We start from the raw sequence: 15,747 nt of genomic DNA, 5'->3' as shown, positions 1-15,747 counted from the left end.
ATCGACACCTACATCGACTGGTTCAACGCCGAACGGGCCCACTCAACGCTCAAGGGCCTGAGCCCGGTGCAATACCGGACCCAGGCCCTCGCCGCTTAACCCTAAGCTCTCAATCGGCCAGTCCAACTACTGGGGACCAGTTCATTCGTCCCGGGGGCCTTCTCCGTCTGCGGAGCCGCCCACGAAAGCGCGTCCTCGGCAGGGGGACACTCAGTGGAACAGCGCAGTGGAGTCGTTCTCGGCCTGCGCGTAGAGCTGGCCGGCGGACCCGAGGGCCTGGGCGATCGCCGCGAGCGCCTGCTCGACATGCGCCTGTGCGCCGCGCCACTGCTCCACGGCGTTCTGACACGCGACGGAGGCGCCCCCGCTCCAGGACGACTGCAGCTGAGTGAGTTGCGACGTCATGGCGGCCGAGTCGCTCTGCAGCCGCTCGCTCGTGGCCTGCACGGACAGCCTGGTGGTGAAGACGGCGTCAGTGTCGACGGTGAAAACGGACATGAGGATCCTTTCGTCGTGGTGCATCGGATGCATCCGACGTTAGGGATCCGGTGCCTGTCGATAGGGGCCGGTCGCGCAACCGGTGCGGAACCTTCGCGGGGTCCGCACTGTGCGGATCGATCGAGGACGCCAGCTGCCGCCGGGCTCAGCGGGACAGGTCCAGCGGCCGCCGGGCTCAGCGCGAGAGGTCGAGCGGCTCGATGGGCTGCGTGTCCTGCAGCAGGTGCTCCGGCGTCGCCTGCGCCGGTGCGAGCGGCAGCGACACGGTGAACGTCGCACCGCCGCCCGGTGTCTCGGTCACCTGGACCGAGCCGTTCAGCGCACGCACGATGGACGCGACGATGGCGAGCCCCAGGCCCGCGCCGCCGGTGTCTCTCGTGCGCGAGGAGTCGGCGCGCCAGAAGCGCTGGAAGATCTGATCCCGGATCTGCTCGGGGACGCCCTCACCGTGATCCACGATCGCGAACCAGCCCACGTCCCGGCGCCGGTCCGCGCCCACGACCACCTCGATGGGGGAGTCGCCGGGGGAGAATCGCCGCGCGTTGCCGAGCAGGTTCGCGATCACCTGGCGCACCTTGTTCTCCTCGCCGAGCACGATCGGCGGCGTGGAGACGGGAGCGACGACGGCCTCGGAGAAGTCGATCTCGGGAACCGGGCCGCCGTCGCGCGGGCGCCGGCGCAGGATCGCGGGTATGCGACCGCGCGGAGGCGCCGCGCGTGTTGTCGGGGTCGGCCGTGTGATCGCCATGTGTGAGGGCACGGGCAGGTCCGTAGGGTGCGCCTCGGCGGTCATGTCGACGACGGTGACCGGGCGCTCGGGCGCCGCCGCGCGCAGGTCGAGCGCGGCGTCCTGCGCGAGCGGGCGAAGATCGAGCGGTTCGATGGTGAGTTCGCGCTGCTCGTCCAGGCGGGCGAGGGCGAGCAGATCCTCGACGAGCACGCCCATCCGCAGCGCCTCCTTCTCGATCCGGTCCATCGCGCGCGCAGTGTCCTCGCCGGGCTTGATGGCGCCCATCCGGTACAGCTCGGCGTAGCCGCGCACACTCACCAGCGGCGTGCGCAGCTCATGGCTGGCGTCGCCGACGAAGCGCCGCATCTGCTGCACAGAGCGGTCGCGCTGGGCGATCGCCGCGTCCAGCCGGTCGAGCATGGTGTTGATGGCGCCGTTCAGCCGCCCCACCTCGGTCGTCGGCTCGAGGTCCGTGAGCCGCTGACTGAAGTCGCCCGCGGCGATCGCCATGGCGGTGGACTCCACCCGGCCCAGCCGGCGGAAGGCGAGCGTCACCAGCCCCCGGGTGGCGAGCGCCGCGATGATGATCGTCACGAGCGCCACCGTGGTGAACACCCCGAAGAACGTCGCCAGGATGCGATCCGGCTCGTCCAGCGACACCGCCACGATCTGCGTGTAGGTGATGTTGGTGCTGGGGTCCTCCCGCACCGCCACAGCGGCGCGGAACTCGGATCCGTCCGCGCCTCGCAGCACCATCGGATCCGTCCGTCCGGCTTCGAGCGTCGCACGGGCCAGAGGGTAGGCGGTCGGGAACTCGGGCTTGCCGGCCTTCGGCGCGCCGCCCCCGGAGTACACGAGCGCGCCGCCCGTGTCGTAGACCGCGACGAAGTAGTCCGCGAGGCCCAGCGTCTCGTCCTTAAGTGTGACGCTGAAGGTGCCGTAGCCGTCCGGCGTGATCGTGGCGAGGTCGCTGGTCACGAGCGTCGGCAGCTGGGATTCGACGTTGTCGATGAGCAGGTTGCGCAGGATCGGCATGGTGCCGATGCCGGTGACGACGAGTCCGAGCGCGAGCACGCCGACGGTGACGCCGGTCACCTTCGCCCGAAGGCTGATCCGGCGCCACCATCGCGTGATCGCGTCGGGCTCTGCCATCCGCTACGCGGTCTTCCCCACCTTGAGCATGTAGCCGAAGCCGCGCTTGGTCTGGATGACCGGCTCCTCGGTGTGCGGGTCGATCTTGCGGCGGAGATACGAGATGTAGCTCTCCACGATGCCGGCGTCACCGTTGAAGTCGTACTCCCAGACGTGGTCGAGGATCTGCGCCTTCGACAACACCCGGTTCGGGTTGAGCATGAGGTAGCGGAGGAGCTTGAACTCGGTCGGGCTGAGTTCGATGGGGGTGGATCCGACGAACACGTCGTGCGTGTCCTGATCCATCGACAGCTCGCCGGCGCGGATCACCGATTCCTCGTCCGCCTGCATGGTGCGGCGCAGGATCGCCTGCGCACGCGCGACGATCTCGTCCAGGGCGAACGGCTTGGTGACGTAGTCGTCGCCGCCCGCATTCAGTCCCTCGATCTTGTCCTCGGTGTCGTCCTTCGCCGTGAGGAACAGGATCGGCGCCGTGAAACCCGCGCCGCGCAGTCGCTTGGTGACGCTGAATCCGTTCATGTCGGGGAGCATCACGTCGAGGATGATGAGATCGGGCTCCTCCTCCAGCACGGCCGAGATCGTGGCGGCGCCGTTGGCGACGGTCTTCACCGAGAAACCGGCGAAGCTCAGGCCCGTGGAGAGGACATCGCGGATGTTGGGTTCGTCGTCGACGACCAGGATGCGCGCTTCAGTCATGCCCCCATTATGGTGACCCGATCCGTGTTCGGGCTGATTGCGGGCGGAACTTTCCTAGGGATCGGCTATGCGGCGCCTCAGGAAGCGTGACGATCCGCCCCTTTCGGGTGCAGAGTGTGTCCATGAAGATCGACATCATCGAGCACGAGGGGCCGTACCGTGTCGGCGTCATCGTCGGCAGCCTCTCCCGGGAGTCCATCAATCGCCGTCTGGCGAACGCACTGACGCATCTTGCGCCCGAGGGTTTCGAGTTCTTCGAGATCTCCTATGCCGACCTGCCGTTGTACAACCGCGACTTCGATGCCGACTATCCGCAGGTCGCGCTCGACTTCAAGGAGGCGGTGACGAGCGCCGACGCGGTGCTCTTCGTGACGCCGGAGTACAACCGTTCGCTGCCGGGACCGCTGAAGAACGCGATCGACTGGGGCAGCAGACCCTGGGGGCAGAACGTGTGGGCGCACAAGCCCACCGGCGTCGTGGGGGCGTCGATGGGGGCGATCGGCACGGCCGTCGGACAGCAGTCCCTGCGCGGGACGCTCGGCTTCCTCAACGCCCGGCAGATGACCGCGCCCGAGGCCTACATCCACTACTCGCCCGGCCTGATCGACGACGACGGCCGGGTGACGACGCCAGGGACCGAGGAGTTCCTGCGGCAGTTCATGTCGGCCTTCGCCGAGTTCACGGCTCGCGTGCTGACGGTCATCCCGCAGACCTGATCCGGGCCGGACCCGCACCGTCCACGGTGACGCAGCATCCGGAGATGGATGACGAGGAGCGCGGCGGGGACTCCGCCCGCTGGCTGGCCCGGGTGTGCCCGGAGTGCGGGGCCGTGCTCGACGATCCGACCGCGCCGTGCTGGCGCTGCGGTCTGAGGCCGGGGGAGGATCCCCGCGTCTGAGCGTCTCGATCGAGGCCCGCGTGCGCCGACCGCGTCCAGTGCACCGGTCAGCCGCTCAGGGCGGCATGCACGGCGTGAGCGATCACCTCGCGGATGGGTGCGTCGGGATCCACCGTGACCCGGTGCAGCAGGAGGCCGTCGCCGGTGGCCATGACGAAGGCGGCGTGCCGAGCCGCGGTGTCCCCGCCGAGGCTCGTGAGGATCCCGCGCACCCACGCCTCCATGCCGAGCCGCTGTTCGCGCAGCGGTCGCACGGCGTCTTCATCCGCCTCCAGGAACAGCGCGTAGCGCGCCCTGGTGCGCGCCGCGAGCGGACCGGACTGGAGCTGGATCATCCGGGACACGGCATCGATGAATTCGTCGGCGGAGCCGATGTCCGGCAGGCCGGCGTCCGCGCGCTCCTGTGTCGCCAGCCACTCGATCACCCCTGAGACCAGCGCCGCACGCGTGCGGAAGTGATTCGACGTGGATCCGGGCGGCAGCGCGGCTGCGGCATCCACCCGGCCGTGCGTGAGCGCGCGGATCCCCTCCGTGCCGATCAGGGTCACGGCGGCGTCGAGCGCCCGACGGCGCGTACTGCTCATGGGACGAGCGTAGATCACTACTTTCATAGTGCGCTGACACTACGAACGTAGTAAACTTCCCGGCGAACCGCAGTGGTCCGCGCGGTGCGATGACAGGGAGGTCTCGCCATGGACACGCCGGAATCCTCGCGACTCCAACGGGAATGGTCGCCGCCGCTTCCCGACGCGGGCGGGTTCGAACACGCGATGATCGCCACGCCGGGGCTGCGCACACATGTGGCGTCGATCGGCGAGGGCGATCCCGTCGTGCTTCTGCACGGGTTTCCGATGCACTGGTGGCAGTGGCGCCTCATCGCGCCGATCATCGCTGCGGAGGGGTATCGCGTGATCTGCCCCGATCTGCGCGGCTCGGGCTGGACGGAGGCCGACGACCCGCGATTCGGCGCGGAGTCCCAGCTGGACGACGTGGTCGCCGTGCTGGACGCGCTCGACATCGGTGCCGCGCGCTTCCTCTGCCACGACATGGGAGCGATCTCGGGGATGCAGCTCGCGTACCGCAGTCCGGAGCGCGTGCGGGCGATCGTGCAGGTCGCCGTGCCGCCGGGCTTCATGGAGTTCTCGCCCCGGGTGATGCCCGCGTTCGCGCATATGCCGGCGCTGCTTATGCACCGCGCGGGAAGATCGCTCGGATACCTGTTCGGATCCCGCTATGCGGCGAAGCCGATGACCGGCGAGACGGTCGAAGCCTACCTGCGGGTGCACGAGCGGCCTGAGATCGAGCGGGCCGTGACCGCGCTCTACCGGGGCATGGTGATACCGGTCTCGCGACGGCTGATGGGAGGGGTCTACAAGCGGATGCGTCTGCGCCCGCCGATGCTCTGCGTGTTCGGCAGCGAGGACGGCCCGTTCGCGGAGCCGACGGTGCGCCGCATCTGCAGGAACCACGGGCAGCATGCCGACAGGTTCGAGCTCGCGTTCGTCGACCACGGCGCGCATTTCCTCACGGACGATCAGCCGCGCGAGGTCGCCCGGCTCGCGCTGGACTGGTTCGCCCGCACCACCTGATCTCGCGTCGTGCGCCCTCAGGCCGCCTCGAGCTCGTGCGCGTCCAGGATCGTGTAGCTGTATCCCTGCTCGGCGAGGAAGCGCTGGCGGTTCTGCGCGTAGTCCTGGTCGACCGTGTCCCGCGCGATCAGCGTGTAGAAGCTTGCCGTGTGCCCGGACTGCTTCGGTCGCAGCAGGCGTCCGAGGCGCTGCGCCTCCTCCTGGCGCGAGCCGAAGGATCCGGACACCTGGATCGCGACCGAGGCCTCCGGCAGGTCGATGGAGAAGTTCGCGACCTTCGACACCACCAGCAGCTCGATCTCGCCCTCGCGGAACTGCCGGTACAGCTCCTCGCGCTCGTCCACCGGCGTCGCGCCGGTGATCGACGGCGCGTTCAGGGCCTCGGACAACTCCTCGAGCTGGTCGAGGTACTGCCCGATCACGAGGATGCGCTCGCCGGGGTGCTTCGCGATGAGCTCGCGCACCGTGGTGATCTTGGCCGGCGCGGACGCGGCGAGGCGGTAGCGCTCGTCATCTGTCGCGGCGGCGTACTCCAGCCGGTCGTCCGGTGGCAGGTCGACGCGAACCTCGTAGCAGGCGGCGGGCGAGATGAAGCCCTGCGCCTCGATCTGCTTCCACGGTGCGTCGAACCGCTTGGGGCCGATCAGGCTGAACACGTCGCCCTCGCGGCCGTCCTCGCGCACGAGCGTCGCGGTGAGGCCGATCCGGCGGCGGGCCTGCAGATCGGCGGTGAGCTTGAAGACCGGTGCGGGCAGCAGGTGCACCTCGTCGTAGACCACCAGACCCCAGTCCATCTCGTCGAGGAGGGAGAGGTGCGCGTACTGGCCCTTCCGCTTCGCGGTGAGGATCTGGTAGGTCGCGATCGTGACCGGCTTGACCTCCTTCACCTGCCCGGAGTACTCGCCGATCTCCTCGGGGGTCAGGCTGGTGCGCTTGATCAGCTCGTCGCGCCACTGGCGGGCCGAGACGGCGTTGGTGACGAGGATGAGCGTGGTCGTCTTGGTCGCCGCCATTGCACCGGCGCCGACGATGGTCTTGCCGGCACCGCAGGGGAGCACGACGACGCCGGATCCGTCCTTCGCGAACGCGTCGACCGCGTCCTGCTGGTAGGGGCGCATCGTCCAGCCGTCCTCGGCCAGCGTGATCTCGTGCGGTGTGCCCGGCGTGTAGCCGGCCAGGTCCTCGGCGGGCCAGCCGATCTTCAACAGCTCCTGCTTGATCTGACCCCGCGCCCACGCGTCCACGACGTACGTGTCGGGGGCAGGGTGGCCGACGAGCAGCGGCTGGATCCGCTTGTTCCCGGCGACCTGGGTGAGCACGGCGGGATCCGTGGAGCGCAGGATGAGTACGCCCTCGTCGTCGCGCTCGATCACGAGCCGGCCGTAGCGGTTCACGGTCTCGCGGATGTCGACGGAGACCGACGGGGGCACGGGGAAACGCGACCAGCGGTCGAGGGTCTCCAGCATGTCCTCGGCCGTGTGGCCGGCCGCGCGGGCGTTCCACAGCCCCAGCCGGGTGACCCGGTACGTGTGGATGTGCTCGGGGGCGCGTTCCAGCTCGGCGAAGATCGCGAGCTCGTGCCGCGCGCTCTCGGCGTCGGGGTGCGCGACCTCGAGCAGCACGGTGCGGTCGCTCTGGACGATCAGCGGGCCATCAGACATAGCGGACCAGTCTACCGGTCACACCGGGGAGCCGGCGCTCGGCGCCGATCGATGCTCGCGGCCACGGGGGTCGGGGCGGCCCGGTCCTGCTGAGAGGATCGGGACTCAGGATCCGGCGTCCTCGATGGCGCGGGTGGAGAGGATTGAGCGGATCGGCAGGGTGCGCTCGACGTCGCTCGCCCGGTCGCGGCCGCGGACGCGCCCGCCCCCGAAGCCGGTCACCTCGAGCACCAGCTCGCGCGCCGTGCCGTCGGGCATGGCTACCTCGACGGCGAGCACGGCGCGCTGCTTCGCGGCGTGCTCGAGCTCCCGTTCCAGCCACGCGGCGTCCGGGTTGCCCTCACGCGCCTCCCGCAGCCGGGCGATGAGCGCCGCGTAGCGCTGGGCGTCGGCGGGGGGCGGGGGAGCGCTCTCCGCTGTGGTGCGAACCGGTCGCTCCACCGCACCGGCCGCGTCCACGAGGGCGGCGGGGTAGTGCTCGTCGGTGAGCGCCCAGAACACGGTGTCGCGGTTGACCCGCGTGGTCAGCGCCGCGGCGTCCTCGCCGGTGTCGTCGGGGACGAGGCCCAGGGGGCGCAGCGCCTGGTCCACGCCGATCGCCTGCAGCAGGTGCAGGTCGCGGCTGCGCACGCGAGTCCGTCCGGTCGCAGGGTCGGTACCGACCTGCACCTGGCCGTGCCTGCTCGCGCTCTGCGCCAGCAGGTAGCGCAACGGCTGCGGCACTCCCGTCAGGGAGAGACCTTCGAGGAAGTCCAGCACCCCCTCCTCCGTCTCCCCGGACGACAGTGCCGTGCTGAGCGAGTCGGCGGTGAAGCGGTACGAGGACGCCTGGCTCGCCGACTCGCGGGTGGCCATGCCGCGCAGCCGCAGGTCCAGGGCGGGCAGCAGCGGCCCCGGGGCGATCGCAGTGAGATCGTTCTGCAGGAAGATCCGGTCGACCTCGGCGGGCACGTAGGCGGCGAGGGCGGAGGGATCCGGGTCCGCTCCGCGTCGCGGCGCCTCGGCCCAGGGGGTCTCCGCTGCGGTTCCGTCCGAGCTCTCGTCTGTGATGAGGCCGAGCAGACGGGCCTGCCGGATGAGTCCGTCGATGCGTGCCGGCCAGCTCGGGTCCCAGGGATGCTCGGCGTGCCAGTCCGCAAGGGGGATCCAGCCGCCGTTCCGGGTGCGCAGCACCTCGGGCAGAGCGGTGCGGAAACCTGCGACCAGCCGCGACCAGCGCTCGGGGCCGGGCAGCCGGAGCCACGCCGCACCGGCGTCGGACAGGCGCAGGGTGCGCTCGATCGGCCGCAGCAGACCGGCGGCCGTGCCGAGCGCGAGCACATCGTCGAGCAGAGCAGGGTCTTCGGGGAGCCCGCGTTCGCTCAGGCGGCGCTTCTCGGAGAGTCCCACGGTGCCGCCTGCGAGCAGCGCCAGCGGCCCCTCCTCGGCGAGCAGAAGGGCGTCGGCGAGTGTCGCGACCGTCGTGAAGGCGCGTTCGGCGGCCCGGGCTGACTCGGGCTCATCTGCGCTCTTAGGGAGGTCTGCGGACACCGATTCGTCGCCCGGGATGATCGGGCCTGCGACGGTGTCGCGTGCGGCGACGGCCGCCGCCACTGTCGGGGGCAGCGTCGCGCCGGAGGGCGAGAGCAGGGCGAGGGTGCGCAGCGCGTCCGCGACCGCACCGGGATCCGCGCCGGATGCGGCGGCGACGAGTCCCGCGACCTCGGCCCGGGTCAGACGGGGCAGAACCCGTGCCACCGACGTCGGATCCAGCAGCGCCTCGGCGGCGTCGAAGAAATCGTGCCAGCCGGCATCGGGTCGCACCTCACGGCGCCCGAAGAGCGCGGCGAGCTCGTCATCGGTGCGCGCGGACAACGCCTCGGCGAGAAGGCGCGCATGGGTGCTCATGGTGAGAACAGCTCGCGGCGGCGTCAGGAGCGCCGCGCCGCGCGTCCTCTCCGGACGAAGCTCATGATGAGCAGGACGACGATCATGCCGAAGGCGATCGGCAGGCCCCAGAACGGGAACACGCCCACGACGGGCCAGGCGCCGTGCGTGAAGTCAGCCTGCTTCATCCCCACCGCGGTCGCGATGATGATCACGAAGAAGCAGATCACCGAGAGGGCGGCCAGCGTCAGCGCGCCGAAGGTCAGGAACCGATCGATCCCGCGGATCTCCGGCTCGGGGGCAGGCGGCCGAGTGCTCATCCGTCCCAGCCTACCCGCTCCGCGACCGGTAGGCTGGTGGGGTGCGGGGCTTCCGCACGCCACCCGATCGGATCCCCCGGATCCGGCGCCCGAGTATTTGCAGCGAGGTTCTCCCATGCCCACCGGCAAGGTCAGGTTCTACGACGACGAGAAGGGGTTCGGCTTCATCACCACCGATGACGGCCAGGACGTCTTCCTGCACGCCTCGTCCCTCCCCGCCGGGTCCGCGGTCAAGGCCGGCGCTCGCGTCGAGTTCGGCGTCGCCGACGGAAAACGCGGCCTGCAGGCGCTCTCCGTGCGCGTGCTCGAGGCTCCGGTGAGCCTCGCCAAGTCCAAGCGCAAGCCCGCGGACGACATGGCCGTGATCGTCGAGGATCTCGTGAAGCTGCTCGACGGCATCGGCGGCGACCTGCGCCGCGGCCGCTATCCGTCGTCCAGCCACGGCCGCAAGATCGCCGCCGTGCTGCGCAACGTCGCCGAGGACTTCGATGCCTGAGGACGAGGCCTCGGGCATCGAGCCGGTCGAGCCTGCGCAGGGCGCGGTCGCGCCGGAGTCCGCCGAAGCCGTCGCCCCGGCGGTCGAGGAGCGCTTCTCGACCGATGAGCCCCTCGCCGCGCCGTTCGTCAGCGAGCGCCTGCTGGGCGCGCGCGATCTGGCGCTCGCTGCCCTGCACGAGATCACCCCCGCCGCATCGGTCGGACCGGCTGCCGGTTACCTGCCCGAGGTCGACGGCGTGGTCTCGCTGCGTTTCGAGAACCGGCTCGGCGGCTACCCCGGCTGGTACTGGACCGTTTCGGTCGCCCAGGTCGGGGACGAGGAGCCGACCGTGCTGGAGGCCGAGCTGCTGCCCGGCGACGGTGCTCTGCTCGCGCCCGAATGGGTGCCGTGGGCCGAGCGCCTCGCGGAGTACCGCGCACATCAAGCGGAGCTCGCCGCGACCGCGCAGCACGACGCAGAGGCGAACGGATCCGAGGAGATTTCGGGCGAACAGCTCGACGGCGGATCCGACGACGACCTCGACGATGACGATCTCGACGCCGATGAGCGGGACGAGGACGATGCCGCACCGCGTTTCCACGCCGGCGACCTCGACGGCGTGGACATCGATGAGCTCGATGACTCGGCAGAGTCCGCGGAGGACTCCGAGGATGACGATTCCGAAGAGGATGACGATTCCGAAGAGGATGACGATTCCGAAGAGGACGACGACTCCGACGAGGATGACGACTCCGACGAGGACGACGACTCCGACGAGGAGTGACGCGCCGGGCAAGGCCCGGAAATGCTTGGATACGAGAGAAGGCGCCCCCGAGCGGAGGCGCCTTCTCTCGTATCGCGGCGCGACTCAGGCGCCCTGATGCTCCAGGACGTAGTCGATCGAGCGGATCAGCTGCCGCACATCATCCGGCTCGATCGAGACGAACGTCGCGATGCGCAGCTGGTTGCGGCCGAGCTTGCGGTAGGGCTCGGTGTCGACGATGCCGTTCGCACGCAGCGTCTTGGCGACCGCGGCCGCGTCCACCGAGTCGTCGAAGTCGATCGTCGCCACCACGGGGGAGCGGTCGGCGGGGTTTGCGACGAACGGCGTCGCCACGGCAGTCGCCTCGGCCCAGCGGTACAGCTCCTGCGAGGACTCGTTCGTGCGGGCCGCCGCCCAGGCGAGTCCGCCGCTGGTGTTGATCCACTGCAGCTGCGAGTCGAGCAGATGCAGCGTCGTCAGGGCGGGCGTGTTGAGCGTCTGCTCGAGGCGGGAGTTGTCGACGGCGTTCTTCAGGCTGAGGAACTCGGGGATGTAGCGACCGGAGGCGGCGATCCGTTCGATCCGCTCGATCGCGGCAGGTGAGACCGCGGCGAACCACAGCCCACCGTCGGAGCCCAGGTTCTTCTGCGGGGCGAAGTAGTAGACGTCCGTCTCGGTCACGTCGAAGTCGATGCCACCGGCGGCGCTCGTCGCGTCGATGACGGTGAGGGCGCCATCCGCGGCGACGCGGCGGATCGGCGAGGCGACGCCGGTCGAGGTCTCGTTGTGCGGCCAGGCGTACACGTCCACGCCGTCGACGATCTCGGCCTCGGCGCGGGATCCGGGCTCGGCGTTGCGCACGTCCGGCGCCTGCAGCCATGGTGCGGCCGCCGCTTTGGCGAACTTTCCGCCGAACTCGCCCGAGACGAGGTTCTGCGCGCGGTTCTCGATGAGGCCGAACGCGGCGGCGTCCCAGAACGCCGTGGATCCGCCGTTGCCGACGATGATCTCGTAGCCCTCCGGAAGGCGGAACAGCGACGACAGCTGCTCGCGGACGCTGCGGACGAGGTTCTTCACCGGCGCCTGCCGGTGCGAGGTGCCCAGCAGGCTCGACCCGACGGCGGCGAGCGCGCTCACCTGCTCCGGACGGATCTTGGACGGGCCGCATCCGAAGCGGCCGTCGACGGGCAGAAGTTCACGGGGAATCTCGATCGCCATGCACAGATTCTAGGTGTCGGCGGGGGAGCGCCCCGGCCCTGTGACGCCGTGCGACGGGCTCCGCACGAGGCTGGCGACCCCGCGCTGCGATGCCTCTGACAGCCCCTGCAGGGCAGAGCCGACGCATATCCGCAGAAGGTAGGCTTGCCTAACACCACGCAACCGCGTCCGCGGCACGACAAGGGGGATCGATGGCCGATCTGATCGACACCACGGAGATGTATCTCCGCACCATCCTCGAACTCGAGGAGGAGAACATCGTCCCCCTGCGCGCCCGGATCTCCGAGCGCCTCGGGCACTCCGGCCCCACGGTGTCGCAGACGGTCGGCCGCATGGAGCGCGACGGTCTCGTGGTCGTCTCCGAGGATCGACGGCTCGAACTGACCGAGGCCGGACGCCGCAAGGCGGTGGACGTGATGCGCAAGCACCGCCTCGCCGAGCGGCTGCTCTCCGACGTGATCGGGCTGGACTGGGCCTACGTGCACGAGGAGGCCTGCCGCTGGGAGCACGTCATGAGCGAGCAGGTGGAGCGCCGTCTGGTCGAGCTTCTCGGGCACCCCACGGAGTCGCCGTACGGCAATCCGATCCCCGGCCTGGACCAGCTCGGCGGCACCCCGGCGCGCACCTTCGACGAGGGCGTGATCGGCCTCGTCGAACACATGAACACGGCGGGCACCCCCACCGAGGGCACCGTGCGTCGTCTCGCCGAGCCCGCGCAGGTGGATCCGGAGCTGCTGGAGCAACTGCGTGACGCGGGCGTCGTCCCGGGGGCGCGCGGGCGGTTCCGCTTCAACGAGGGGTACGTGCTCATCGAGGTCGACGGGCAGGACGAGGGGCTCGAGCTCCCGGTCGAGCTCGCCTCGCACATCTTCCTGGTCGCCTGAGATCTCCGCACGCATCGGGGACGATCCGCCGCCTGGGCGTCGCCTGTACGCGACCATCTGGATCCGCGGAAAATCAACGTTCAGCAGATCCTTGGCGCAGTGTGACACGTTCGTGACTTTCCGGTAGCGTCGAAAGGGCCGCCGGCGAGAAGCCCGCCGACGGACTCCACGGCGCTCGCCTCATCGGCCCGTCGCCGCCGTGGGGAGGCATGTGTCCGAGCCCTGTGCGGACCGACCCGATCGACGACGGACCGGCGCGATCTCGCGCAGAGGCCGGAGGACAGACTTTGCCTGAGACCACGATCGAGACTGCGAGCCCGACGAACGCCGAAGCGACGACGTCCAAGAAGGGCGTGAACCGATCCGCTTTCGTGCGTCCGGTGCGCACGGTGGCGATCCTGGGCGCCGTCGGCGCCCTGGTCGCTGCGATCGGCCTTCCGGCGTTCGCCTCGGCGAGCGGTCCGGCCGATGCGGCCCCGGTGACCACGGAGCAGCTGGCGGCAGACAACGCGCAGTCGATCGTCGTCGCTTCCGAGGCCACACAGGCCCCGAGCGCGCGCGGGCAGTTCACCGCGACCACGCCGGACGAGATCGAGAAGCGCAAGGCGGAGGATGCCGCAGCGGCTCGGGCCGCCGAGGCGGCCGCATCGGCGGCGTCGGCCAGCAGCTCCCGCCCGTCCCTCGCTGGGATGGCGCTGGTCGCTCCGGGCTCGGGCGCGGTGCGCTACCCGGTCACCAGCTTCACCCCGGGCGAAGGCCCCGGATCCGGTCGCGGCCACGAGGGCTGGGACATGATCGCCCCGGAAGGCACCCCGATCTACGCTGCGGCTGCCGGGACTGTGACCGCGTCCGCCGAGAGCATCGGCGGATACGGCGTCTCGATCATGATCATGAGCAACCTCAACGGCACCATGGTGGAGACCCGCTACGGTCACATGGTCTACGGCAGCCGGATGGTGGAGACGGGTGACCAGGTCTCCGCAGGTCAGCTCATCGGGCTGGTCGGCAACACCGGTAACTCGTACGGATCCCACCTCCACTTCGAGGTGCGCATCGGCGGCTCGGTCATCGACCCTGAGCCCTGGCTCGCCGCGAACGCGGGCTGACCGGCATCAGTCGCCCCTGCCGGTTGCTCGGATCGGTCATCCAGAATCAGGGGGTGACAGATTCATCACGATCGGGTAACGTCGGGGAGGTCGCCGACGAGAAGCCCGTCGACGATAACCCCGGCGGCCGCCTCCCGGTTCGTCACCGCCGTGGTCATCCTGATGCTTGTCGAAATCCCGACCTGCACGCGAATACGGACGAGCCGACGCACGGCGCCGAGGCCTGGAGGAAGCCCTTGGCTGCAGAACTCGAAAAGACCGATACATCCGTCGACACGCGTTCCACGAAGCGTGCGAAGAACCCGGTCTCCCGTTCCGTGGTGCGCCCGATCCGCACTTTCGCCGTGCTCGCCGCTGTCGGTGCACTGGTGACAGCGATCGCCCTTCCAGCACTCGCGACCGGCGCCGCTTCGCCCGCGACCGCTTCGCCGGCGACCGCAGAGCAGATCGCCGCCGGCCATGCGCAGTCGATCGTGGTCGCCTCCGAGGCGACGGCGGTGTCGGGCACGCGGGGTTCGTTCACCGCGACGACGCCGCAGGAGATCGAGCAGAAGAAGGCGGCCGAGGCCGCGCTCGCCGCGGCGAAGGCGGCGGCGGAGGCCGCTGCCAAGCCCTCGGTCGCGTCCGTCCGCACGAACATGGCGCCGATCGCGAGCCCCGGACAGGTCATCTACCCCATGGCGGCCGGCTCCTACACGCTGAGCGATGGCTTCGGCGCGGCTCGCAGCGGTCGCAGCCACATGGGACAGGACTTCGCCGCCCCGATCGGCACGCCCATCTACGCCGCCGCCGATGGCTGCGTCACGATCTCGCAGGACGGCTACGGAGGCTACGGCGAGACGATCGAGCTCTCGCACCCCGCCCTGAGCGGGGCCAACGCGATCGCAACGCTCTACGGGCACATGAACTACGGCAGCCGAGCCGTGAGCGTGGGTCAGTGCGTCACCGCCGGACAGTACCTCGGCGAGGTCGGCAACACCGGCTGGGTCTCCGGATCCTGCCTGCACTTCGAGGTGCTCGTGAACAACACCGAGATCGACCCGCTGGCGTGGCTCGAGGTGAACGTCCGCTGATCCGACAGCGCGTTCACCGGAAGTTCTCCGCGTCGTCGCCGGGGCATGGGTTAGCCTGATTCCGTCGTCGCAAGGGCGGAGGAACACGATGGGACGAATACCGAGCATCCGAACCACGGATGCACTCGGTCGACTCGTTCTTCGGCATTGCCCGCAGGATCGGCACGGATCACCCGTGCGCTCTCGGCGCTGTCTCTCGTAGACAGCGCCGTTTTCGTATCCTGCGGACCCTCCGTCTGCGCACGGTCGAGAGACCGGGAAGCCGTCCCGGTCGGATCGAAGGGATGCAGGATGCGCACACTGGTGCTCAACGCAGGGTACGAACCGCTCGCGATCGTGTCGTTCCGACGCGCGCTCGTGCTGGTCATGAACAAGAAGGCCTCCGTCGTCGAATGCGTCGACGACGATCCCGTCTGGGCGGCGAGCGGCCGCTTCGACCGCCCGGCCGTGATCGTGCTCAGCCGCTATGTGCGGATGCCGAGGAGCCGGTACGCTCCCGTCACGAGACGCGGGGTGCTGCGCCGCGACGGCAACCGCTGCGGGTATTGCGGCAAGTCCGCCTCCACGATCGATCACGTGCTGCCGCGTTCGCGCGGCGGCAAGAACTCCTGGGAGAACCTGGTGGCGTGCTGCCTGCGCTGCAACAACGTCAAAAGCGATCGCACTCCGCAGGAGATGGGATGGGAGCTGCGACTGACGCCCGCCCCGCCGCGGGGGACCGGCTGGACCGTGCGCGGATCCGAACGCGGCGAACCCAGCTGGGAGCGGTACCTGGCGATGGCCGCTTAGGTCCGTGGGCGCTCGTTAGACTGGGA

The 15,747-nt window shown here is 69.9% G+C and carries 17 protein-coding genes; 9 read left to right on the top strand and 8 right to left on the bottom strand.

The genetic code is table 11. The annotated features are described in order from the left end of the window. Window positions 1-99, top strand: a 99-nt coding sequence (locus AB4078_RS06585; protein WP_441976455.1) for an IS3 family transposase, incomplete at its 5' end; no start/stop codon positions are given. 111 nt (window positions 100-210) lie between these two features. Here the strand turns inward: AB4078_RS06585 and AB4078_RS06580 are convergent. From AB4078_RS06580 to AB4078_RS06570, 3 genes are all read right to left on the bottom strand, one after another. Then, window positions 211-498, bottom strand: a complete 288-nt coding sequence (locus tag AB4078_RS06580; protein ID WP_440733740.1) for a WXG100 family type VII secretion target — start codon at window positions 496-498, stop codon at window positions 211-213. A 175-nt stretch (window positions 499-673) separates the two neighbouring features. Further along, on the bottom strand, window positions 674-2,380 hold the full coding sequence (locus tag AB4078_RS06575; RefSeq protein ID WP_441976442.1) for a sensor histidine kinase: 1,707 nt from the start codon (window positions 2,378-2,380) through the stop codon (window positions 674-676). 3 nt (window positions 2,381-2,383) lie between these two features. Beyond that, window positions 2,384-3,076, bottom strand: a complete 693-nt coding sequence (locus AB4078_RS06570) for a response regulator transcription factor (RefSeq protein ID WP_159575299.1) — start codon at window positions 3,074-3,076, stop codon at window positions 2,384-2,386. 122 nt (window positions 3,077-3,198) lie between these two features. Here AB4078_RS06570 and AB4078_RS06565 point away from each other — a divergent pair, with 122 nt between their 5' ends. Further along, a complete protein-coding gene (locus AB4078_RS06565; protein ID WP_440733738.1) occupies window positions 3,199-3,792 on the top strand; it encodes an NADPH-dependent FMN reductase in 594 nt (197 codons plus the stop codon). A gap of 229 nt (window positions 3,793-4,021) precedes the next feature. Here the strand turns inward: AB4078_RS06565 and AB4078_RS06560 are convergent, their stop codons facing one another. After that, window positions 4,022-4,558: a TetR/AcrR family transcriptional regulator gene (locus AB4078_RS06560; protein ID WP_233311465.1), complete on the bottom strand. Its 537-nt coding sequence runs from the start codon at window positions 4,556-4,558 to the stop codon at window positions 4,022-4,024. A 108-nt stretch (window positions 4,559-4,666) separates the two neighbouring features. Between AB4078_RS06560 and AB4078_RS06555 the strand changes: the two genes are divergently transcribed. Beyond that, complete coding sequence (locus AB4078_RS06555; protein WP_441976441.1) at window positions 4,667-5,563, top strand: alpha/beta fold hydrolase; 897 nt, start codon at window positions 4,667-4,669, stop codon at window positions 5,561-5,563. A 17-nt stretch (window positions 5,564-5,580) separates the two neighbouring features. On the opposite strand, the gene AB4078_RS06550 is transcribed toward AB4078_RS06555, so the two are convergent. The 3 genes from AB4078_RS06550 to AB4078_RS06540 form a co-directional block, all read right to left on the bottom strand. Next, window positions 5,581-7,224, bottom strand: a complete 1,644-nt coding sequence (locus AB4078_RS06550) for a DNA repair helicase XPB (RefSeq protein ID WP_440733735.1) — start codon at window positions 7,222-7,224, stop codon at window positions 5,581-5,583. A 105-nt stretch (window positions 7,225-7,329) separates the two neighbouring features. Beyond that, window positions 7,330-9,111, bottom strand: a complete 1,782-nt coding sequence (locus AB4078_RS06545; protein WP_441976440.1) for a helicase-associated domain-containing protein — start codon at window positions 9,109-9,111, stop codon at window positions 7,330-7,332. Window positions 9,112-9,134: 23 nt separating this feature from the next. Beyond that, entirely contained in the window at window positions 9,135-9,410 is a 276-nt protein-coding gene (locus AB4078_RS06540) for a multidrug ABC transporter ATPase (RefSeq protein ID WP_441976439.1), read from the bottom strand. Window positions 9,411-9,525: 115 nt separating this feature from the next. On the opposite strand from AB4078_RS06540, the gene AB4078_RS06535 reads away from it, so the two are divergent. Next, window positions 9,526-9,906: a cold-shock protein gene (locus AB4078_RS06535; RefSeq protein ID WP_440733732.1), complete on the top strand. Its 381-nt coding sequence runs from the start codon at window positions 9,526-9,528 to the stop codon at window positions 9,904-9,906. After that, window positions 9,899-10,672 carry a DUF3027 domain-containing protein gene (locus tag AB4078_RS06530; protein ID WP_441976438.1) on the top strand — a complete coding sequence of 258 codons (774 nt, stop codon included), beginning with the start codon at window positions 9,899-9,901 and terminating at the stop codon, window positions 10,670-10,672. Before AB4078_RS06535 ends, AB4078_RS06530 begins: the two co-directional genes overlap by 8 nt. Before the next feature lie 84 nt (window positions 10,673-10,756). Here AB4078_RS06530 and serC read toward each other — a convergent pair whose 3' ends face one another. Further along, window positions 10,757-11,869 (bottom strand): phosphoserine transaminase, encoded by a 1,113-nt coding sequence (serC, locus tag AB4078_RS06525; RefSeq protein ID WP_441976437.1) that lies wholly within the window; start codon window positions 11,867-11,869, stop codon window positions 10,757-10,759. Between the two features lie 191 nt (window positions 11,870-12,060). On the opposite strand from serC, the gene AB4078_RS06520 reads away from it, so the two are divergent. The 4 genes from AB4078_RS06520 (at window position 12,061) to AB4078_RS06505 (ending at window position 15,721) form a co-directional block, all read left to right on the top strand. Continuing rightward, window positions 12,061-12,753: a metal-dependent transcriptional regulator gene (locus AB4078_RS06520; protein ID WP_440733729.1), complete on the top strand. Its 693-nt coding sequence runs from the start codon at window positions 12,061-12,063 to the stop codon at window positions 12,751-12,753. A gap of 287 nt (window positions 12,754-13,040) precedes the next feature. Beyond that, window positions 13,041-13,859, top strand: coding sequence for a M23 family metallopeptidase (locus AB4078_RS06515; protein WP_441976436.1), 819 nt, complete (start codon window positions 13,041-13,043; stop codon window positions 13,857-13,859). A gap of 236 nt (window positions 13,860-14,095) precedes the next feature. Continuing rightward, complete coding sequence (locus AB4078_RS06510) at window positions 14,096-14,932, top strand: M23 family metallopeptidase (RefSeq protein ID WP_441976435.1); 837 nt, start codon at window positions 14,096-14,098, stop codon at window positions 14,930-14,932. 291 nt (window positions 14,933-15,223) lie between these two features. Beyond that, window positions 15,224-15,721, top strand: a complete 498-nt coding sequence (locus AB4078_RS06505) for an HNH endonuclease (RefSeq protein WP_440733726.1) — start codon at window positions 15,224-15,226, stop codon at window positions 15,719-15,721. The last annotated feature ends 26 nt before the right edge of the window (window positions 15,722-15,747 follow it).

The sequence above is a fragment of the Microbacterium sp. 2MCAF23 genome, from assembly GCF_052115565.1.
Classification (GTDB): Bacteria; Actinomycetota; Actinomycetes; order Actinomycetales; family Microbacteriaceae; genus Microbacterium.
This window is presented reverse-complemented; position numbering and strand designations above follow the sequence as displayed.